The sequence below is a fragment of the Microbacterium sp. CFBP9023 genome (genome assembly GCF_034045055.1).
GTDB lineage: Bacteria > Actinomycetota > Actinomycetes > Actinomycetales > Microbacteriaceae > Microbacterium.
Genome location: NZ_JAXCWI010000001.1, coordinates 698586 through 719080 on the forward strand (window position 1 = coordinate 698586; position 20495 = coordinate 719080).

Sequence of the window (20495 nt, forward strand, 5' to 3'; positions counted from 1 at the left end):
ACTGTGCACAATGGCCGTGAAGCCATCGATCCGCAATCCAGGAGTCGTACATGTTCAAAGATTCGTCCGAGGTGCTGACCTACATCAAGGAGAACGACGTCAAGTTCCTTGACATCCGATTCACTGATCTCCCTGGTGTTCAGCAGCACTTCAACATCCCTGCGGCCACTGTCGACGAGGACTTCTTCGTGGACGGACAGCTGTTCGACGGCTCTTCGATCCGTGGCTTCGCCAGCATCCACGAGTCCGACATGCAGCTCATCCCTGACGTCACGACGGCATACATGGACCCGTTCCGCGAGGCGAGCACCCTCGTGATGATCTTCGACATCTACAACCCGCGCACGGGAGAGATCTACTCGAAGGACCCGCGCCAGGTCGCGAAGAAGGCCGAGAAGTACCTCGCCTCCACCGGCATCGCCGACACGGCGTTCTTCGCCCCCGAGGCCGAGTTCTACATCTTCGACGACGTGCGCTACTCGGTCACCGCCGGCGAGAGCTTCTACAAGGTCGATTCCGAAGAGGCCGCGTGGAACACCGGTCGTGAGGAAGAGGGCGGAAACCTCGCCAACAAGACCCCGTACAAGGGTGGCTACTTCCCCGTCAGCCCGGTCGACAAGACCGCTGACCTGCGCGACGACATCACCCTGAAGCTGATCGACGCCGGGTTCATCCTCGAGCGCTCGCACCACGAGGTCGGCACCGCGGGCCAGCAGGAGATCAACTACCGCTTCGACACCATGGTGCACTCGGCGGACGACATCCTGAAGTTCAAGTACATCGTCAAGAACACCGCCGAAGAGTGGGGCAAGGTCGCCACCTTCATGCCGAAGCCGCTGTACGGCGACAACGGATCGGGAATGCACACGCACCAGTCGCTGTGGAACGACGGCAAGCCGCTCTTCTACGACGAGGCCGGCTACGGTCAGCTCAGCGACATCGCTCGCTGGTACATCGGCGGCATCCTGGCGCACGCTCCGGCGCTGCTCGCCTTCACGAACCCGACCCTGAACAGCTACCACCGTCTGGTCAAGGGCTTCGAGGCTCCGGTCAACCTGGTCTACTCGGCCGGAAACCGCTCGGCTGCCATCCGCATCCCGATCACGGGCTCCAACCCGAAGGCCAAGCGCATCGAGTTCCGCGCGCCTGACGCATCGGGCAACCCGTACCTCGCCTTCGCCGCGCAGCTCATGGCCGGCCTCGACGGCATCAAGAACCGCATCGAGCCGCACGAGCCCGTCGACAAGGACCTCTACGAGCTTCCCCCCGAGGAGGCGAAGAACATCCCGCAGGTCCCGAACTCGCTGCTCGACTCGCTCGACGCACTGAAGGAGGACCACCAGTTCCTCCTCGAGGGTGGCGTCTTCACCGAGGAGCTCATCGAGACCTGGATCTCGTACAAGTACGAGAACGAGATCCTGCCGATGGCTCAGCGCCCGCACCCGTTCGAGTACGAGCTGTACTTCGGGGTGTAACCAGATCCCGCGGGATTCCGGGGGTAGGTCCGCCGAATCGCACAGAGAGCCCGTCAGGCCATGCCTGGCGGGCTCTCTGTGCGTCTCGCGTAGAGTCTTTCCCGGTCCCGCCCTAGGCGCGTGAGCTCGCCCCGGCTCCGCGTCCAGTTTTTCGGAGAGGGAGGCTGCCCGTTCGAGCCGGGCCGGGATGGGCCTACGCGCCCGCTACGGTGTAGCTCTGGGCGACGGACGGCGTCGCCGAGCTCACCGGTCGCGGCTGCGTCGAAGCCCGCGGACCTTGCGCACCTGCCATGCGAGCAGCACGGCCGACCCGGTCACCATGACTCCGATGAGGATCCACTGCGGGAGGGAATATGCGACGCTCCAGGTCAGCGTGACCAGCACGAGCCCGACCATGTAGGCGAAGAGCAGCGCCGACACCGCAGTCAGCAGCCACTCGCGGCGGTACCGCCACCGTGCACCCCGTCCACCCCGCTTCGCCATGTTCTGAAGACTACGCGAGCCCGCGGCATCCCCCCGGTCGCGGAAGTTCTCACTCGCCGGCGCGCGAATCCACAGCGACGCCGATCGCGACGCCGATCGAGAGGCCGAGGCCCATTCCGAGTGCGAGGTTGTCGAACACGGTGAGTCCGAGCCCCGCACCGACGGCGATGCCCAGGCCGAGGCCGACTGCAAGACCGTTCTGCGGCTTCTTCTGCGAATCCTTCTCTGCATCCGTCATGTCATCCACCGTACGAACGCCTGGCGGTCACCGCATCCCCCGCATGGGGGATCCGCCGCCCGCACGACCGTGTCGCGCTTGCTTTCACCCGCCCCTACTGGTCAACTGAGGGGTCCGAATGAACACAAGTGGGGGGCCATCATGCGCCGCAAGTACGACAGGCTGCAGCCGAAGAGGGTCCACACCACCGAGACTCCTCCCGCGCAGCCGAAGACAGCGGCCGCGGCGATCGCCCGGATCAACCCGTTCATGTTCGGCCTCCTCGGTGCTCTGGGTGTGCTCGTCGCGCTGATGCTCGGCGGAATCGTCAACCAGCTCGCCACGGTGCTGGTCTACATCGGGGTGGCGATCTTCCTCGCACTCGGGCTCGACCCGATCGTCTCGTTCATCGAACGCAAGCTCCCTCGCCCGGCCGCCGTCGCCATCGTCGTGTCCGTCGTGATCCTGGTCTTCGCCGGCATCATCCTGGCCATCGTGCCTCTTCTCATCGAGCAGGTGACCAACCTGATCCAGGACGGCCCGAAGATGGTCGAGGACTTCATGGCCAGCGCCTGGTTCAAGGACGTGAGCGAGCAGTTCGGCTCCACCTTCGACGACGCGGCGCAGGGCGTGCTGAGCTTCGTCCAGGATCCGGGCAACATCCTCAACATCAGCGGCGGAGTCTTCGCGGTCGGCGCCGGCATCGCCGGCGGCTTCACCGGCGTCACCATCGTGCTCATCCTGACCCTGTACTTCATGGCCTCGCTGCGCAGCATGAAGCGCGTCGCGGTGCGCTTCGTCCCGTCCTACCAGCGCGACACCTTCGGAGGGCTCCTCGAAGACGTCTCCGGCGCCGTCGGGCGATACGTGATGGGGCAGGCCAGCCTGGCGCTCATCAACGGCATCCTGAGCCTGATCGTGCTGAGCATCATCGGAGCCCCCGTGCCGGCGCTGCTCGCGCTGATCGCCTTCATCGGCTCGATGATCCCGCTCGTCGGAACGCTGAGCGCCTCGATCATCAATGCGCTGATCTGCCTCATCGTGAGCCCGGTGACCGCTCTCATCGCGTTCGGCTACTACCTCGTCTACATGCAGATCGAGGCATACGTCCTGTCCCCGCGAATCATGAACAAGGCGGTCGCCGTTCCCGGAGCGCTCGTGGTGATCGCGGCCGTCGCCGGTGGCGCACTCGGCGGGATCCTCGGCGCACTCGTCGCCATCCCCGTCGCCGCGAGCATCATCATCATCGTGCAGAAGGTCGTCTTCCCGACGCAGGACAGCAAGGTCGTCCCACCGGGAACCCTCAGCGAACGGTGAGGGCGGCGGGCTGGACCCGCACGGTGAAGTCGGAGACGTGTCCGACCTCTTCGCCATCGATCTCGAACATCTGCGGTGACGCGAGCTGCACGCGCACCCGCTCCGCGGAGATGTGCGTCGTCGAGTCGGTGCTCACAGCGGTGTCGACATTGCCCATCATGCGACGGATGCCGTTCTCCCACACGAAGGCACGGACGGTGTCGAGCCACTGGAGGGGCCCTTCGGCGCTCACGAGCAGCATGTCGAGCAGTCCGTCGTCGAGCACCGCATCCGGCAGGAGACGGATGCCGCCCTGCAGCATGCCGCAGTTGCCGATCAGCATGGTGTGACCGCGAAGCCCCTGCGGCTCCTGATCGTCGAGCGTCAGGGTGATGTCGGTCATCTCGGTGCCGGCGAGAGCACGTCCCATCGCCTCGACGTAGGCGATCCATCCGGCTCGGTTCTTCAGGTCCTCGTCGGTCTCGACCAGCATCTGCGCGTCGATGCCGAAACCGACCATCACCACGAACGCGTGCTCGGTGCCGTCGTGGTCGACCCAGCCCATGTCGATCCGCTGCGGCTCGCCGTCGCGCACCCGAACCAACGCAGCGGGGATGTCGTTGAGGGGGATCTCGAGGTTCCGCGCGAGCAGGTTGCCCGTGCCCTGCGGCACGATGCCCAGCGCGGCGTCCGTGCCCGCCAACGATTCAGCGACCGCCCGGACGGTGCCGTCGCCGCCGACGGCGATCACCACGTCGCAGCCTGCGGCCACAGCTTCGGCGGCCATTCCCCGCCCCGGGTCCTCGATGCTGGTCTCCCACCACTCGACAGGAGTGCCGACACCGTCGGAGACGAAGGTCTCGGCGACGGCTGCGCGCAGCGAGTCCCCATCGACCTTCGAGGGGTTCCAGATCACACCGAGCTTCGAGATCGTCATGGAGCCAGGCTAGCCGTAGAAGAGCTGCTCGAATGCCCGGCGCGCACGCCGGGTCACGCCGAGGTAGTCGTCGTCGAGAATGCTCGCCGAACGGTCGGGGTACCCGAGCAGCCGACCGATGGCGTCGAGGTCGCGCGGATCCGTCGGGAGCACGTCGCTCGTCTTGCCCGTGTAGAGGGTGATCGCGGATCGCAGACGGCTCGACAGCAGCCACGCGGCCCGGAGGAGATCGGCGGATTCAGCGGGAACGTGGCCTGCGTCGACGGCCGCCTGGAGCGCCGTGAGCGTCGACGTGGTGCGCAGGGCCGGTACGTCATGGGCGTGCTGCAGCTGGAGCAGCTGCACCAGCCACTCGACGTCGCTCAGCGTGCCCGGACCGAGCTTCAGGTGTCGACGCGGATCGACTCCCTGAGGCAGCCGCTCCCCCTCGACTCGCGCCTTGATGCGCTTGATCTCGCGGGTTCCCTGCAGGTCGATCTCGGCGGGGTAGCGGATGCTGTCGGCGAGGGCGGTGAACTTCTCGATGAGAGTCGCGCTGCCCGCCACGCCTCTCGCCCGCAGGAGTGCCTGAGCCTCCCAGGAGAGCGACCAGCGCCGGTAGTACTCCGCATACGCGTCGATCGATCGGACGACGGGTCCGTTGCGTCCCTCCGGACGGAGATCGGCATCGAGGTCCAACGGCACACGGTGGTCGGTGAGGTGCTCTCGGAGGCCAGCGACGATGCGCGTGGCGAGCGTCTGCGCGCGTTGCGGATCGACGCCGTTCGCGTCGTACACGTAGAGGATGTCGGCATCGGAGCCGAAGCCCAGCTCCGCTCCCCCGAACCGCCCCATGCCGATCACCGCGAAGTCGAGCGCCTCATCGTCGAGCGGGACGATCTCGCGGCGGACCGCGCGCAGCGCCGCCTGGATCGTCGCGTCGGTGATCTCAGTCAGGGACGTCGCGATCTGCTCGATCGAGAGCACGTCGAGGACGCCGCCCATCGCCGTTCGCAGCAGCTCGCGCCGCCGCAGCGCTCGCACCGCCTGCAGCGCGTCGCCGACGTTCCTGTGCCGCGTCTGGATGGCCCTGGCCTCCTCGTCGAGAGCGGCCCCGCTGCGGGGCCGCAGCAGCTCGCTGCTGTCGAGCCAGGCGACGGACTCGGGTATCCACTCCATGAGCTCGCCGACGTAGCGCGACGACGAGAGGAGGCGCGTCAGGCTCTCGGCAGCGCCCGAGGAATCACGCAGCATCCGGAGGAACCAGGGAGTGTCGCCGAGGCGTTCGCTGATGCGACGGAACGCGATCAACGCATAGTCGGGGTCGCTGCCGTCGGCGAACCAGCGCACCATCACGGGCATGAGATGCCGCTGGATGGTCGCCTTGCGGCTCAATCCGGTGGTGAGTGCACCGATGTGGCGCAGGGCGCCGGCCGGATCCCGGAAGCCGATCGCCATGAGCCGGTCGTGCGCCTGTGCCGTGGACAGCGTGCGCTCCTCTTCCGGCAGCGCCGCCACAGCGCTCAGGAGAGGCCGGTAGAACAGGCGGGTGTGGATGTCGCGCACCTCCCGCCGCACGCTCTCCCAGCGCGCCCAGATCGCTTCACCGGACTCGCCCAGGCCGGTGCTGCGCGCGAGCACCCGGAGGCCCGCCGGTGTGCGGGGCATCAGGTGGGTGCGGCTGAGCTCGCGGAGCTGCAACCTGTGCTCCATCAACCGCAGCACGCAGTAGTCATCGGCGAAAGACGCAGCCTCGGCCCGGCCGATGTAGCCGCCCTCCACCAGGGCGTCGAGGCTCTCGAGTGTGCCACGCGTGCGCAGACGGGGGTCTGTGAGGCCGTGCACGAGCTGCAGCAACTGCACGGTGAACTCGATGTCCCGCAGGCCGCCCGAGCCGAGTTTGAGCTGGTACGGGGCATCCTCGGGGTCGATGTGCTCCATGACCCGCTCGCGCATGCGCTGCACGCTGTCGACGAAGTTCTCACGCGCGGCACTGGAGAAGACCTTCGGCTGCACGGCGGCGATGTACTCGGCGCCGAGCTCCGCATCGCCCGCGAGGGGTCGCGCCTTCAGTAGCGCCTGGAACTCCCAGCTCTTCGCCCAGCGGTCGTAGTAGGCCAGGTGCGAGCCGAGCGACCGGACGAGCGCGCCCTGCTTGCCTTCGGGACGGAGCGCGGCGTCGACCTCCCACAGCGGGGGCTCGACCTCGATGCCGCTCAGTCCTCGCATCGTCTCCCTCGCGAGACGGGTCGCGATGTCGATCGCGCGCGACTCCGGGACGGCGTCCTCGTCTGCGGTTCCGCCGACGAAGATCACATCGACATCGCTGACGTAGTTCAGCTCGCGTGCACCCGCCTTGCCCATGCCGATGATCGCCAGCTGCGTGGCCGCGACCTGCTCGCGACTCATCGTGTCGACCAGCCGCCGGCGCGCGATCGCCAGAGATGCCTCCAGCGCCGCGCCCGCGATATCGGCCAGCGCGGCGGCGACATCCGCGACGATGCGCACAGGATTGTGCGCCGTCAGGTCGATCGCGGCGATCAGAGCGAGGTTGCGGCGATACGCCACACGCAGCGTGACCACCGCGCTGTCATCGCCCGACTCGGCGAATCCGTCGCGCGCTCCGACGGCCTCGAGCATCCGATCGCGCAGCTCGTGCGCAGACGGCAGTTCGGTGGACGTGTCGCCGAGCACCGAGATCTCGGTCGGATGCCGCAGGAAGAAGTCGGCGAAGCCCTGCGACGCCCCGAACACCCGCCACGCACGTCGGCGCGCCCGCTGGTCGGTGAACAGGGCGGCGATGGGTGCCGCATCGCGCCGTGCCACGCGCAGCATCCCCTCGACCGCCGCATCGGGGTCGGCCGCGTCCGCCTCGCTGAGCAGAAGTGAGCGCTCGACTCCGATCAGGGCCGCGAGCTCGGTGAGGTTCGCCGCCGCCTCACTGAGCTCGGCGAACCCCAGCCTGGCCAGCGCGGAGAGAGAGACGGAATCGTCCGAACGGGCCATCGACGACGCTCAGAGCAGCTCGAGGTTGTTCTTCAGCTCCAGCGGAGTGACCTGGCCGCGGTAGGCCTCCCACTCCTTGCGCTTGTTGAGCAGCACGTAGTTGAAGACCGATTCGCCGAGGGTCTCGGCGACGAGCTCGGAGCTCTCCATGTACTCGAGCGCGTGGTCGAGGCTCGCCGGAAGCGCAGAATAGCCGAGCGCGCGGCGCTCGGCGTCGCTGAGCGACCACACGTTGTCCTCGGCCTCGGGAGGCAGCTCGTACTCCTCCTCGATGCCCTTGAGGCCGGCCGCGAGCATGAGGGCGTACGCGAGATACGGGTTGGCTGCCGAGTCGAGCGCGCGGTACTCGACACGCGACGAACCGCCCTTGTTGGGCTTGTACATCGGCACGCGCACCAGAGCGGAGCGGTTGTTGTGGCCCCAGGTGACGAAGCTCGGAGCCTCGTCGCCGCCCCAGAGCCGCTTGTAGGAGTTCACGAACTGGTTGGTCACCGCCGCCATCTCGTTGGCGTGTCGCAGCAGGCCGGCGATGAAGTGTCGTCCGGTCTTGGAGAGCTGGTACTTGGCGCCCTCTTCATAGAACGCGTTGCGCTCGCCCTCGAAGAGCGACATGTGCGTGTGCATGCCGCTTCCGGGGTGACCGCTCAGCGGCTTCGGCATGAAGGTGGCGTAGACGCCCTGCTCGATCGCGACCTCTTTGATGACGGTGCGGAAGGTCATGACGTTGTCGGCCATCGTCAGCGCGTCCGCGTAGCGCAGGTCGATCTCGTTCTGACCCGGGCCGCCCTCGTGGTGGCTGAACTCGACGGAGATGCCGAGATCCTCGAGCATCCGCACGGAACGGCGGCGGAAGTCGTGTGCCGTGCCGCCGGGAACGTTGTCGAAGTAGCCAGCGGAGTCGACCGGAACCGGACCCTCAGGGCCGAACGACGACGACTTGAGGAGGTAGAACTCGATCTCGGGGTGCGTGTAGAACGTGAATCCGGCATCCGCCGCCTTGGCGAGCGTGCGCTTGAGCACATGGCGGGGGTCGGAGACGGCCGGACGGCCGTCCGGCGTCGTGATGTCGCAGAACATGCGCGCGGTCGGGTCGATCTCGCCGCGCCACGGCAGGGTCTGGAAGGTGGTGGGGTCGGGCTGGGCGAGCAGGTCGGACTCGTAGCTGCGGGTCAGGCCCTCGATGGCCGAGCCGTCGAATCCGATGCCCTCGGCGAACGCACCCTCGACCTCGGCCGGCGCGATGGCGACGGACTTGAGCGTGCCGATGACATCGGTGAACCACAGGCGGACGAACTTGACGCCGCGCTCTTCGATCGTCCGGAGGACGAAATCCCTCTGCTTGTCCACGGTCACTCGGCCTTGCCGATACCGGCGTCCCAGCCGCTCTCGGCTGCTTCCTCCTCAGCCCAGGCGCGCGAACGCTCCTTGAGCTTCTCCGGAGCCCGAGACGCCTCAGCCTCGGTGTCGAAGGGGCCGACGCGGTCGGCCGACGCGGAGATCATGCCGAATTCCACCTGGCCGGTCTCCAGGTTGTACCAGTACTTCTCATCGCCGTTCGACATGGCCGATCCCCTTCTTCACGTGGTGTCATCGATCCTACTGGCGCTGAGCGTGGTCGCTAAGCTAACCAGCATGGCAAAAGCGATCGGCGTCGACATCGGCGGCACGGGTATCAAGGCAGGTCTGGTCGACCTCGAGCACGGCACCATGGCCTCGGACAGGGTACGCGTACCCACTCCTGAGGGCGCATCACCGCAGGACGTCCTGCAGGCCGTGCAGACGGTTCTGAAGACGCTCGACGTCAAGGACACGACTCTTCCCCTCGGCGTGGCGTTCCCGGCGATCGTCAAGCGCGGCAAGACGCTCTCGGCCGCCAACGTCTCGAAGGAATGGATCGACTTCGACGCCGAGCGGTTCTTCCGCGACGGGCTCGGGCGCAACATCGTCTTCGTCAACGATGCGGATGCCGCCGGCGTCGCGGAGGCCCGCCACGGCGCGGCGCGGGATGTGCGCGGCTTCACGCTGCTCACGACCCTCGGCACGGGCATCGGCTCGGCATTCCTGTACGACGGAGTCCTGCTGCCGAACACCGAGCTCGGCCACCTGAACTTCGGCGAGTACGAGTCGGTCGAGACGTATGCAGCCACCTCGGCGCGCGAGCGCGAGGGACTCAGCTGGGCGGAGTGGGCGGAACGTCTGCAGAAGTTCTACTCGCACATCGAGTTCCTCTTCAGCCCCGACCTGTTCGTGGTCGGCGGCGGAGTGTCGAAGAACGCCGGTGACTTCCTCCCGCTTCTCGACCTCAAGACACCGATCGTCCCGGCGATCCACCGCAACAACTCCGGCATCATCGGCGCGGCTTCGCTCGCCGGCGACTGATTCCCCGACCACAGAGACGACGAAGGCCCCGCCGATCCGGCGGGGCCTTCGTCGCGTCCGGGATTGCGGCGCGTCTCACCGGATCACCCGCGCGGCGGCCCGGCGACGTGACACCATGGCACCCCGCCCGTCTGCGCCTCGACGGTGAGACCGGACGGCAACGAAAGGCAGCGTCGAGATGAACGAACCATCCGAATCATCATGGGACCGGCCGGTATCGCCGGAGACGACAGCCGGGATGGTGCCCGTCGACAGACCACAGGCGAAGAAGCTGCGGTCGCGTCACGTCACCATGATCACCCTCGGCGGCATCATCGGAGCGAGCCTGTTCGTCGGATCCGGGAATGTCATCCGCGCCGTGGGTCCGGCCGCCGTGCTGTCGTACCTCATCGGCGGCCTGCTCGTCTTCCTCGCCATGCGCATGCTGGGCGAGATGGCGGCGTCGCGCCCGGCGATCGGCTCGTTCATGGAATATGCGCGAGTGGGCCTCGGCAACTGGGCCGCCTACCTCGTGGGATGGCTGTACTGGTACTTCTGGGTCGGAGTCCTCGCGTATGAGGCGGTGCTGGGCGGCGAGACGATGGCGAGCTGGTTCCCCGCCGTGCCGTCATGGGCCTGGTCGCTGATCCTCATCGGCATCTTCGTCGGCACGAACATCATCTCGGTGCGCGCGTTCGGCGAGGTGGAGTTCTGGCTCGCCAGCGTCAAGGTGCTCGCGATCGTCGTCTTCCTCGGCGCGGGTCTGCTGTTCGCCTTCGGCCTGTGGCCGAACTCGGAGGTGTCGATCTCCAACCTCTGGGAACACGGCGGATTCGCCCCGAACGGCTTCGGAGTCGCGTTCACGGGTGTGGCCCTGGTGATCTTCTCGTACTTCGGCACCGAGATCGCCGTCATGGCCTCCGCCGAATCGGAGGATCCCGCCAAGGGCATCCGTCAGGCGACGAGCACGATCATCTGGCGCATCCTGCTGTTCTTCGTCGGCTCGGTGCTCATCATCGTCACCGTGGTGCCCTGGAACGAACTGCCTGTGCCGACCGACGTCGCCAACGCGCCCTTCACCTACGCCCTCGAGCAGTTCGGCATCCCGGGCGCGAGCATCATCATGCAGCTCGTCATCTTCACGGCGGTGATCTCGGTGCTCAACTCTGGCCTGTACTCGGCGTCGCGCATGTTCGCGGCCCTCGCCGAGCAGGGCTTCGCGCCGAAGATCGTGGCGAAGCGGTCGAAGAGCGGCGTCCCGGTGATGGCGCTGCTCGCCTCGACCAGCGGCGGCCTGATCGCGACGCTCGTGAACTTCTTCACCCCGGGATCGGGCATCTTCGACTTCATCATGAACTCCGCGGGCCTGGTCGCACTGTTCGTCTACGTCTTCATCGCCGTCACACAGTGGCGACTCCGCCAGAAGATGACGCCGGAAGAGGTGGCGAACCTGAAACTCAGGATGTGGCTGCACCCCTGGCTGAACGTGCTCCTGATCGCGTGCATCGCCGCGGTGATCGTCGTGATGATGTTCAGCGAAGCGGGTCGCACCCAGGTCTGGACGAGCCTCGTCGCCACCGGCGTGCTCGTGCTGTTCTGGCCGCTGGTGCGACGTAACCTCGCGCGCAGGAAGCTCGAAGATTCCACGCCTAGGGAGGATCAGCCGGGGCAGGACCGTCTGGCGTGACGACCACGCCGATGCTGTGAGCGAGAGAAAAGAGCGCCCCGGGGAACCTGGGGAATTCGCGGGGCGCTCGCCAGCATGCTGGGGACCTGCTGGCAGGTGACCCAGAAGTCGCGGTCACGCGCACAACATATCAAGATAACTAGCTAAGCAAAAGACTTGCCCGGCAATGCAACTGCGATCGCCACGCTCCCCGCTCTCACCGACGCTGCGGCTCCGTCACGAACGGCTCCGTCACGAGCGGCTCCATGGCTCCCGGTCCCAGCGTGAGCACATCACCGGGGTACAGCATCGAACCCAGACGGCTGTAGGTCATCGCCGCATAGACGTCCGTGCACAGCCGCTCCCTCACGGCGGATGGCGCATCCCCCGCCGCGACCGTGTAAGTCGAGATGAGCCCGTCTGACGTATGCGTGACCGTGCCGCGAGCGAAGTCGGTCTCGCCGTTGTCCACCGGTGCGACACCGTTCCATGTCGCGTAGAAGGTGGGTTCCTCGTCTCCCTCGCTGTATCCCGGGATCGAGATCATCGACAGCACCGTGCAGCGACTCGCCTCTGCGGGTGGGGTCGGTGTCGGCGCGGGCGTGTCGCTCGGCGTCGGCACAGCCGCGGGCTGAACGGCTGCCGTGGTCGCTGCGACCTCAGGCATCGTGGCGGTGCACCCGCTGAGCGCTGCGAGTGACAGAGCCGCGAGGAGCGCCGTGGCGGCAGGACGGTTCGACATGCCCGAACGCTATCGAGCATCCGGCCAGGAAGCCAGCGCGGCCCTGCTCAGGAGGTGGGTGCGAATGGGCCGACCTGTACGCCGGGTTCTGTTCCGGGGTTCGTCGCCCCTTCGACGGCCATCTCTCTCGGCGACACGTTGCCGTGGCACTCTAGCGGTCTACCCGAGGACTCGGCGAGCCGCGTCAACATCCTCTGTCTGACCTTGCTCCGGACGAGGTTTACCTGGCGGGCCATGTCACCATGGCCCCCGGTGGTCTCTTACACCACCCTTTCACCCTTACCCCTTGCGGGGCGGTCTGCTCTCTGTGGCACTTTCTCGCGGATTGCTCCGGGTGGGCGTTACCCACCGTCCTGCCCTGAGGAGCCCGGACGTTCCTCGGTGCGGTTGCCCGCCACGCGGCCGTCCAGTCGACCCATTCACAGCTCCAGTCTACGACCAGGCTGCGCTACTTCTCCGCCGACTCCGCGATGCGGAGATCGAGCGGCACGTCGATCGGGAAGTTGCCGAAGAGGCGGCGGGTGGCCACAGCCGCGGCCTCGCGCACCGCGTCGGCCGCAGCATCCGCCTGCTCCTGGGGGACATGCAGGATCACCTCGTCGTGCAGGAAGAAGGCCAGGTGTGCGCGCGAGCCGAAGATCCCGGATGCCGGCGCTTCGCGCCCCGCGACGGGGAGCAGTTGCAGGCGATGCCTGATCTCCGCCAGCCAGATCAACGACCACTCGGCCGCGGTCCCCTGCACTACGAAGTTGCGGGTGAAGCGGCCCCAGTCGCGGGCCCGACGCCGGGCGAGGGCGACCTCCGCAGGGTCGGCATCCGCGCCCGTAGCCGCAGCCTGCATCGCCTCCCACTCCGTCGACGGGCGAGGAGACGATCGCCCCAACCACGTCGAGACGACTCCCCCGTCCTCTCCGAAACGGGCGGCGCGGTCGACGAGGGCCATCGCGCGCGGGTACACCTTGCGCAGTCGAGGGACCAGCCTGCCGCTGTCACCGGTGGTCGCGCCGTACATCGCCCCGAGGACGGCGTACTTGGCCTCCTCTCGCGTGGCGACCGCGCCGGACTCGACGACTCCCTCATAGAGGTCCTTGCCCTGGGCCGCCCGGGCCATCGCGCGGTCACCGGCCATGCCGGCCAGCATCCGCGGCTCGAGCTGCGCGACATCCGCGACGACGAGCGTCCATCCGTCGTCAGCGCGCACGGCGGCGCGCAGATTGCGCGGCAGCTGGAGGGCGCCGCCACCCGCCGATGCCCATCGTCCCGTCACGACGCCGCCCGTGATGTAGATCGGTCGGAACCGGCCGTCGTGCACCCACTCGGCGAGCCAGGCCCACCCGTTCGCGCTCAGCAGCCGAGACAGCTTCTTATAGGCCAGGAGCGGTTCGACCACGGCGTGGCTGTGCTGGGCGAGCTCCCACCGGCTCGTCGACTCGACCTGCACGCCGACGCGGTGCAGAGCGCGCAGCAGCTTCGGCTGGCTCTCGAGGTTGAGCGTGGGGTCGCTGAGGATCGAGCGCACCCTCTCGCCCTGAGCCACCATGCGGCTGGGAAGGCCACCCGCGATCGGTCGAGTGCCCAGGATCTCGGTGAGGATGCCGTCGTGCACGGACTCGTTCCACGGCAGACCGGCAGCGCGCATCTCCTCCGCGATGAGGCCACCCGCCGACTCGGCCGACGTGAGCAGGGTCAGCCGCCCGTCCTTGCTGTCGCGCAGGACTCGGCGCTGCTCGCGGTACTGATCGAGCGCATCCGCCACGGGGTCGTGCGAATCGCTGTGCTCGGCGACCTCGAACAATGCCGGTGCGTCGTCGACGGGTTCGCGTCGCACCCACGATGCGGACGGTGCGAGCGGACGAGCGACGGTGTCGGTGTCGCGGAGGATCGCGTGGCAGAGCACCAGATCGTGCGATCGGCCGAGAAGAACACCCGAGGCGAGCAGCACGGGGTAGATCTCCCGGGCGCTGCGGATCACCCACCGGGGCGGATCGACGCGTTCCTGCTCGGCCACCCACACCGGCATCTCGGTCGGAGAGAGCTCTGTGCGCGCGACCTCGACATCGTCCGAGTCGAGCTCCACGGCGATGTATGCACCGGTCGCGCCCTTGACCAGGGCGATCCGACGTTCGGTCTGGAGCCGCGAGCTCACCGCCGTCGCGCTCGCGGCGCGCGGATCACAGCCCGGATTCCTCGGTGCGCACCAGGATGCACCCGCACTCGGGGCAGGACACCACGAGGTCGTCTGCCGCATTGCGGATGTCGTTCAGGTCGGTGCCGGGGAGCAGGATCCGACATCCCTCGCACGTTCCGCGGGTGAGCAGCGCCGCACCGGCACTGTTCGCAGCGCGACGCGTGTACTCGGCGAGGAGCGGCGCCGGAAGGGTCGCCGTGACCGCCTCACGGTCGCGAGTCAGCTGCGCGATCAGATCGGTCGCAGTGGCGACGTCGGCCTTGGCCTGAGCGGTGAGCGCGGTGCCCTCCGCGGTGGTCGTCCCGAGCAGTGCCTGCTGAGCGGCGACCGCCGCGTCTGCGTCCTCCACGCGCCCCATGACGTCGAGCTCGATATCCTCGAGATCGCTCTGGCGCTTGGCGAGACTGGCGATCTCGTGCTCGAGAGCCTGCGCCTCCTTCGAGTTCGTCGCCGTGGCCAGTCGATCGGCGTCACGGGCGCGACGCTGTTCGACGAGCTTCACATCGGCTTCGAGACGCGTGAGCTCGGTGCGAACGTCATCGCGCACACCCGTCAGAGTCGTCAGCTCTCGGAGCTGCTCCTGACGGATGGCGACGAGCTCGGCGATGCGAGCGGCCTGCGGCGGCTTGGTGCGCGCGCGCTCAGCTTGCGCGATGCGCCGGTCCAGGTCGGCGACGTCGAGCAGGATGCGCTGGTGTTCTGGGCTGGCGTTCACGCTCTCAAATCTAGTCGCTGCCCAGCCCCGTCCATCACCCGACCTGTCCGTCGAGGTACAGCCAACTGCGCTCCTCCCGCACGAAGCGGCTACGTTCACGCAGCGAACCGCGCTCGGCATCCTGCCGCCAGAACGCCTCGAACTCGACCACGCCCTCTCGGTCGAAGGGTCCGCCGTCGACCCGATCGATGATCACGAGCCGCCGCCACACCACGTCGAGGTCGAGGTCGAGGTCGGTCGGACGGGTCGACGGATGCCAGGACGCCAGGAGGTACGCGGCATCCCCGATCGCGAACGCCGTGAACCGGGAGCGCATCAGGCGTTCGGCCGTCGGCGCAGCGGCGCCGCCGAGCAGCGGGCCGCAGCATCCGCCGAAGAGATCTCCGGAGCCACAGGGACACCGCTCGGCATTATCGGGGACACCGTCATCCGACGCCATCCTCTGCACCACGCTCATCGCTCCAGCGTACGCTGGCGCCATGACGGCTCTTCCTCACTTCACGGCACACAACGGCTTCGCTCTTCCGGCTCTCGGACTCGGAACATACGCGCTCGACGGCGACGCGGGTGCGGATGCGGTCACCACGGCGATCGGGGCCGGATACCGCCTGATCGACTCGGCCTTCAACTACGAGAACGAGGGGTCAGTCGGTCGCGGCGTGCGCGCATCCGACGTGGACGCCGCAGAGCTCATCGTCACGACCAAGCTGCCCGGACGCCATCACCCGCGCGCGAAGGCGCGGACGAGCATCGAGGAGAGCCGGTCGCGGCTCGGGGTCGACGCGATCGATCTGCATCTGATCCACTGGCCGAACCCGCAGCAGGACGAGTACGTGCAGGCCTGGGAGGCGCTTGTCGACGCTCAGCAGCGCGGCGTCGTGAGGCAGATCGGCGTCTCGAACTTCCTGCCGGAGCACCTCGAGCGCATCGAGCGGGAGACCGGGGTGAGGCCCGTCGTGAACCAGATCGAGGTGCACCCGTACTTCCCGCAGACCGATCAGCTCGCCTACCACCGGGAGCACGGCATCCTCACCGAAGCGTGGAGTCCTCTCGGTCGGGCGAAGCAACTCATCGAGGAGAGGGTGATCGGCGAGGTGGCTGCCGCCCATGGGATCTCCCCCGCGCAGACCGTGCTCGCCTGGCATGTGGCACGCGAGACCGTCGCGATCCCGAAGGCGTCGTCGCTCGAGCATCAGGTGTCGAACCTCGCGGCCGGAGCGATCGCGCTGTCGGATGCGGAGGTCGAGGCGATCACGGCGCTCGGACGCCCCGATGGGCGACTGTTCGACGCGGATCCCGCATCGCACGAGGAGTCCTGAGGCGTCCTGAGGCGTCCTGAGGCGTCCTGAGGCGTCTCGGTCGTAGAGCCTCGGACGACGGCGCGTCACGGCTCTCAGACGCGCTGCGTCCCGAGCACTCTGAGCAGCTCGAGCTTGCTCTCGGCGTCGCTGCCCGGCGCCGCTGTCAGGACGATGAGCGCCTGGGATTCGTCCTCGGTGAAAAGCGCCTGGCAGTCGACTTCGATCGGACCGATCTCGGGATGGATCAGGACCTTGTGGTCCTCGAAGCGCCGCCTGACCTCGTGCACCTCCCACAGCTGTGCGAACTCCGGGCTGAGCGACGCGAGCTCGCGGACGATCTCGCCGGCGCGAGACCGCTCGCCCAGGGCGCCATAGGCGGATCGGAGGGAGGCCACGAGCACACGACTGTGACGCGGATGATCCTCCTCCGGGTACCGCCGGCGCTCGTCGTCCGGGTGCGCGAACCAGCGGTAGATCCCACTGCGCTCGATCCCCTCCAGACCGCTCGCGTCGCCGAGCAGAGCGCGTGCTGCGTCATTCTGGATCAGCACCTCGTCGAGCGCGGAGACGACGAATGCGGGCGTGTCGTGAAGCCGGTCGAGCACGCGGAGCATCCCCGGATGCACGTAGTCGGTGAAGATCGTGCGGTCCGGTGCGCTGTGTCCGCAGACCCGATGCAGGTAGTCACGCTCGTCGGGGGTCAGACGCAGCGCCCGTGCGAGCGAGCCGAGGATCTGCACGCTGGGCTGCGGCCCGCGCTGCTGCTCGAGCCGCGCGTAGTAGTCGGTCGACATGGCGGCGAGCTGCGCGACCTCCTCGCGTCGAAGCCCGGGGGTGCGTCGACGCGCCCCCGCACCGAGGCCGACGTCGGACGGCTTCAGCTGCTCCCTGCGACGCACGAGGAACTCGGCCAGTGCTTCTCTGTCCACCTCAGCAGTATCTCGTGCTCTGCCTCGCGCATCCAGGGACGCCCGATCCCTGGATGCGCCATCTCTGGAGGGCCTGGGCGAGAGCACGAAGAGTGGACGTATGAACATCAGCGGAAACACCATCTTCATCCCCGGTGCCACGAGCGGTATCGGCCTCGCCCTCGCTCTGCGGCTCAGCGATCGGGGCAACAGCGTGATCGTGGGCGGGCGTCGCGCCGAACTGCTCGACGAGATCGCCGCGGCGAACCCGGGCATCCACACCGTCCGGATCGACACGACGGACGCCGACAGCATCCGGGCGGCCGCGCAGACGGTCATGGCCGCCCACCCCTCGCTCAACGTGGTCATCCCGATGGCCGGGATCATGCGGGTCGAGGACTGGACGTCGCCCGAAGGGTTCCTCGACGACGCCGAGGCCACCGTTACCACCAACCTCCTGGGTCCGATCCGGCTGATCGCGGCCTTCATCGAGCACCTGCGCACCATGCCGGACGCGACGATCATGACCGTGTCGTCCGGTCTGGCCTTCGCGCCGCTCCGCGTGACACCCACATACAACGCGACGAAAGCGGCCATCCACATGCTCAGCGAATCTCTGCGTCTGCAGCTCGCCGACACGAGTGTGAGCGTGCTCGAGCTCGAACCGCCCTCCGTCCGCACCTCGCTCATGCCGGGGCAGGAGACCAGCGAGTTCGCGATGCCGCTCGACGAGTTCGTCAGCGAGGTCGTCGACCTGATCGAGACCCAGCCGGATGCGACCGAGATCCAGGTCGAGAACGTGAAGTTCCTGCGCTACGGCGAAGCACGGGGAGACTATGCGCAGGTGGTCGAGACACTCAATCGGCGCGACCCGCACGGGCACTGAGCCTGCACGGCAGTCGTCGTCGCCCGATCACAGCGCGGCGTCGACGGCCTGCTGGGCTGTCGTGTGCCGAAACTCGAAGCCCGAGCCTTCGAGCGCGCCGGGTCTGACGTCCGCATCGGAGAGCAGCAGCGAATCGGCGGCCGACCGACTCAGCGCGAGCCGGAGAGCCCAGGCGGGAGCCGGGATCCAGAACGGTCGGCGCATCCTCTTCGCGAGGGCGCGACCGATGTCGTTCGCCGAGGCACGCGTCGGCCCGGTGAAGTTGACGGGCCCCTCGAGGCGCTGGTCGATCACGTGTCGGATGCCGCGCACCTCATCGTCGAGAGAGATCCATGGCCAGATCTGGGTGCCGGGCCCGATCGGACCGGCGACCCCGAAGCGAGTGAGCTGGATGAGCGGCTTCAGCACACCCTTGCGATGGATGATCGGAGCGGTGCGCAGCAGCGCGACCGTCGTCTGCTCCCCCGCGCGCAGCGCCTCCTGCTCCCATCGGACGCACAGCTGCGCCAGGAACGTGTCGCCCGCGAGCGACGCCTCGGTCAGCACCTCGCCCGGCGCCGAGCCGTAGTAGCCGACAGCGGATGCCGACACGAACGCCGGAGCATCGTCTCGCAGGGTGCGCACCGCCGTCGCGAGCGTGCGGGTGCCCGTCAGTCGGGACTCGACCAGTTCGCGGCGATACCGTCGCGTCCAAGGCAGACGCCCGACGCTCGCACCACCCAGCGCGACCACGGCGACAGCGCCCGCCAGCACATCGGGGTCGAGCTCGCGCTCCCCCGGCATCCACTGCACCTCAGACGGATCACGCGGAGGGCGACGCACGAGGGTCGTCACCTCCACACCGTCCGACCGCAGCGACGAGGCGAGCGCCGTGCCGATCAGGCCCGATGCGCCACTGATCACGATCCGCTGCGGCATGACGACTCCCTCTGTCCGTTCATCGGACTCATTGCTCTCCGCGAGTCTGTCACGTCCAGCCCCTCCTGGCGATGTCCGGAGTGCCCGGTAGGTTGCCCGACGTGACCGAACCCGTGCAGTCGTGGTGGGCGAGACGCCAGTTCTCGCGAGGACGGGAGGTGCCCTACGAGATCGGCACCTATCGTTCGCAGTGGGCCGCCTACCCCGAACTGATCCGCCAGTACCACCCCGAACTCAATCACGGCATCGCACTCTCGCAGGTGCCGTTGGCGGCCGATGTGCTGTTGTGCTGGGAATGCCGAGTGGGCCATCGTTTCGCCGCCACCCCCGCTGAGCAGCGCGAACGCCCCGGTCGGGTGCGCCGCCAGTCGGCGTGGTGCCCGGAATGCTCGACGCTCGCCAGGCCCCAGCCGGTCGTGCTGGGCGAAGCCCGCGCGATACCCCGGCGGCCGAAACGCCCGCTCACCCTCTGCAGCAAGACGCCCGATCTCCCCTCCGGCGAAGCCTTCTCCAGCGTCTGCGCCCCGGCACCGGCATCCGCCGCCGAGGCCAGACTCCGCGCGATGCTCGCCGCCCGCATCTCCGTCACGACCGGTGTCAACGCGGTCAAAGTCTCTCGCCCGTTCTTCCGCCATACCGAGGTGTGGCCGGACATCCTGCTGCCGGAGCTCCGTGTCGCGATCGAGTACGACACGGTCGGGCGCCACGGACTCGAGCATGTCGGCACCCGCGAGCAGACCGATCTCCGCAAGGATCGCGCGCTGCGCTCCGCCGGCTGGGAGGTCATCCGGGTTCGCACCGGACGGCTCGAACCACTGGGACCCCACGATCTGCAGATGCCTTCGGTGACCGCGCGGGGAATCGATCGCATCATCGACGAGCTTCGCGAGATCCGCGGGGCGCTGATCGTCGATGCGTTCCTGACGCCGGACTGACGGTGCCGTCGGGAGCGGCACGCTCGCAGTCAGACCTCGGGGAGATCGCCCGCCTGCTTCACGACCGCATCCCACTCGGACTGCAGGAAGATGGCCTCGCCGGCGGCGACGACCTGGGCGTTGTCGTTCGGCCCGAGCTCCGGCCGCATGGTGAGTCCGCCGACCTCGAGGCTCGGGATGCTCTGCCTGATGCACTCGACGCTGCCGCGCACCAGCAGCTCCGCCGTCTGCTCCGGTGTCGTCGCGGCGCCCATCACGGCATCGTCGTGGGCGATGAGGATCACCTGCCATTCGGGCTGACGTTCGTCAGGATCCAGCGTGTACTGCAGCAGCCCCTGCGGCGCGGCCTCGACCACGATGACGATCGACCCCGCGATCGGCTGCTCGCCTGCGTTCGTCCCCATAGCGGTTCCCCTGACCCGGGCGTCCCCACGCCCGCTGTCCGCTCAGAGTACTGCGAAAATATCTCGCCGAACGCCTTACGG

20 protein-coding genes and 1 other RNA gene are annotated in these 20495 nt (G+C 67.9%); 7 read left to right on the plus strand and 14 right to left on the minus strand.

Annotated features, from left to right (window positions below):
• The first annotated feature begins 50 nt into the window (after positions 1-50).
• Positions 51-1475 carry a type I glutamate--ammonia ligase gene (gene glnA, locus SOM10_RS03380; protein WP_053096279.1) on the plus strand — a complete coding sequence of 475 codons (1425 nt, stop codon included), beginning with the start codon at positions 51-53 and terminating at the stop codon, positions 1473-1475.
• Positions 1476-1718: 243 nt separating this feature from the next.
• Here the strand turns inward: glnA (SOM10_RS03380) and SOM10_RS03385 are convergent, their stop codons facing one another.
• Both SOM10_RS03385 and SOM10_RS03390 read right to left on the minus strand, forming a co-directional pair.
• Complete coding sequence (locus SOM10_RS03385) at positions 1719-1958, minus strand: hypothetical protein (RefSeq protein ID WP_053096281.1); 240 nt, start codon at positions 1956-1958, stop codon at positions 1719-1721.
• Positions 1959-2007: 49 nt separating this feature from the next.
• Positions 2008-2196, minus strand: coding sequence for a hypothetical protein (locus tag SOM10_RS03390; protein ID WP_053096284.1), 189 nt, complete (start codon positions 2194-2196; stop codon positions 2008-2010).
• A gap of 141 nt (positions 2197-2337) precedes the next feature.
• On the opposite strand from SOM10_RS03390, the gene SOM10_RS03395 reads away from it, so the two are divergent.
• Positions 2338-3492, plus strand: coding sequence for an AI-2E family transporter (locus tag SOM10_RS03395; protein WP_082586596.1), 1155 nt, complete (start codon positions 2338-2340; stop codon positions 3490-3492).
• On the opposite strand, the gene SOM10_RS03400 is transcribed toward SOM10_RS03395, so the two are convergent.
• From SOM10_RS03400 to SOM10_RS03415, 4 genes are read right to left on the minus strand one after another with little or no spacing between them, the layout of a single operon-like run.
• Complete coding sequence (locus SOM10_RS03400) at positions 3479-4408, minus strand: diacylglycerol/lipid kinase family protein (protein WP_320488402.1); 930 nt, start codon at positions 4406-4408, stop codon at positions 3479-3481. The two genes, SOM10_RS03395 and SOM10_RS03400, sit on opposite strands and share 14 nt — an antisense overlap.
• 9 nt (positions 4409-4417) lie before the next feature.
• Positions 4418-7393: a bifunctional [glutamine synthetase] adenylyltransferase/[glutamine synthetase]-adenylyl-L-tyrosine phosphorylase gene (locus tag SOM10_RS03405; protein WP_320488404.1), complete on the minus strand. Its 2976-nt coding sequence runs from the start codon at positions 7391-7393 to the stop codon at positions 4418-4420.
• Positions 7394-7402: 9 nt separating this feature from the next.
• Positions 7403-8740: a type I glutamate--ammonia ligase gene (glnA, locus tag SOM10_RS03410; protein WP_042541155.1), complete on the minus strand. Its 1338-nt coding sequence runs from the start codon at positions 8738-8740 to the stop codon at positions 7403-7405.
• A gap of 2 nt (positions 8741-8742) precedes the next feature.
• A complete protein-coding gene (locus SOM10_RS03415; RefSeq protein ID WP_053096290.1) occupies positions 8743-8955 on the minus strand; it encodes a hypothetical protein in 213 nt (70 codons plus the stop codon).
• A gap of 70 nt (positions 8956-9025) precedes the next feature.
• Here SOM10_RS03415 and ppgK point away from each other — a divergent pair, with 70 nt between their 5' ends.
• Positions 9026-9772, plus strand: coding sequence for a polyphosphate--glucose phosphotransferase (ppgK, locus tag SOM10_RS03420; RefSeq protein ID WP_053096292.1), 747 nt, complete (start codon positions 9026-9028; stop codon positions 9770-9772).
• Positions 9773-9950: 178 nt separating this feature from the next.
• Positions 9951-11438: an amino acid permease gene (locus SOM10_RS03425; RefSeq protein ID WP_320488406.1), complete on the plus strand. Its 1488-nt coding sequence runs from the start codon at positions 9951-9953 to the stop codon at positions 11436-11438.
• A 196-nt stretch (positions 11439-11634) separates the two neighbouring features.
• Here the strand turns inward: SOM10_RS03425 and SOM10_RS03430 are convergent, their stop codons facing one another.
• The 5 genes from SOM10_RS03430 to SOM10_RS03450 form a co-directional block, all read right to left on the minus strand.
• Positions 11635-12159 (minus strand): hypothetical protein, encoded by a 525-nt coding sequence (locus tag SOM10_RS03430; RefSeq protein ID WP_320488407.1) that lies wholly within the window; start codon positions 12157-12159, stop codon positions 11635-11637.
• 61 nt (positions 12160-12220) lie between these two features.
• An RNA gene (gene rnpB, locus SOM10_RS03435) (RNase P RNA component class A) lies at positions 12221-12577 on the minus strand.
• Between the two features lie 30 nt (positions 12578-12607).
• On the minus strand, positions 12608-14305 hold the full coding sequence (locus SOM10_RS03440; RefSeq protein WP_320488408.1) for a bifunctional 3'-5' exonuclease/DNA polymerase: 1698 nt from the start codon (positions 14303-14305) through the stop codon (positions 12608-12610).
• A gap of 25 nt (positions 14306-14330) precedes the next feature.
• On the minus strand, positions 14331-15062 hold the full coding sequence (locus SOM10_RS03445; RefSeq protein WP_053096298.1) for a zinc ribbon domain-containing protein: 732 nt from the start codon (positions 15060-15062) through the stop codon (positions 14331-14333).
• 34 nt (positions 15063-15096) lie between these two features.
• Complete coding sequence (locus SOM10_RS03450) at positions 15097-15519, minus strand: YchJ family protein (RefSeq protein WP_053096300.1); 423 nt, start codon at positions 15517-15519, stop codon at positions 15097-15099.
• Positions 15520-15541: 22 nt separating this feature from the next.
• Between SOM10_RS03450 and SOM10_RS03455 the strand changes: the two genes are divergently transcribed.
• Positions 15542-16381 carry an aldo/keto reductase gene (locus SOM10_RS03455; protein ID WP_320488409.1) on the plus strand — a complete coding sequence of 280 codons (840 nt, stop codon included), beginning with the start codon at positions 15542-15544 and terminating at the stop codon, positions 16379-16381.
• 74 nt (positions 16382-16455) lie between these two features.
• Here the strand turns inward: SOM10_RS03455 and SOM10_RS03460 are convergent, their stop codons facing one another.
• Positions 16456-17292 carry a helix-turn-helix transcriptional regulator gene (locus SOM10_RS03460; RefSeq protein ID WP_053096305.1) on the minus strand — a complete coding sequence of 279 codons (837 nt, stop codon included), beginning with the start codon at positions 17290-17292 and terminating at the stop codon, positions 16456-16458.
• Positions 17293-17392: 100 nt separating this feature from the next.
• Between SOM10_RS03460 and SOM10_RS03465 the strand changes: the two genes are divergently transcribed.
• Positions 17393-18157, plus strand: coding sequence for an SDR family oxidoreductase (locus SOM10_RS03465; RefSeq protein WP_053096307.1), 765 nt, complete (start codon positions 17393-17395; stop codon positions 18155-18157).
• A 27-nt stretch (positions 18158-18184) separates the two neighbouring features.
• Here SOM10_RS03465 and SOM10_RS03470 read toward each other — a convergent pair whose 3' ends face one another.
• Entirely contained in the window at positions 18185-19075 is an 891-nt protein-coding gene (locus SOM10_RS03470; RefSeq protein ID WP_053096309.1) for a TIGR01777 family oxidoreductase, read from the minus strand.
• A gap of 101 nt (positions 19076-19176) precedes the next feature.
• Between SOM10_RS03470 and SOM10_RS03475 the strand changes: the two genes are divergently transcribed.
• Positions 19177-20010, plus strand: a complete 834-nt coding sequence (locus tag SOM10_RS03475; protein ID WP_320488411.1) for a zinc-ribbon domain-containing protein — start codon at positions 19177-19179, stop codon at positions 20008-20010.
• Between the two features lie 29 nt (positions 20011-20039).
• Here SOM10_RS03475 and SOM10_RS03480 read toward each other — a convergent pair whose 3' ends face one another.
• Positions 20040-20414: a hypothetical protein gene (locus SOM10_RS03480; protein ID WP_320488412.1), complete on the minus strand. Its 375-nt coding sequence runs from the start codon at positions 20412-20414 to the stop codon at positions 20040-20042.
• Positions 20415-20495: the final 81 nt, after the last annotated feature.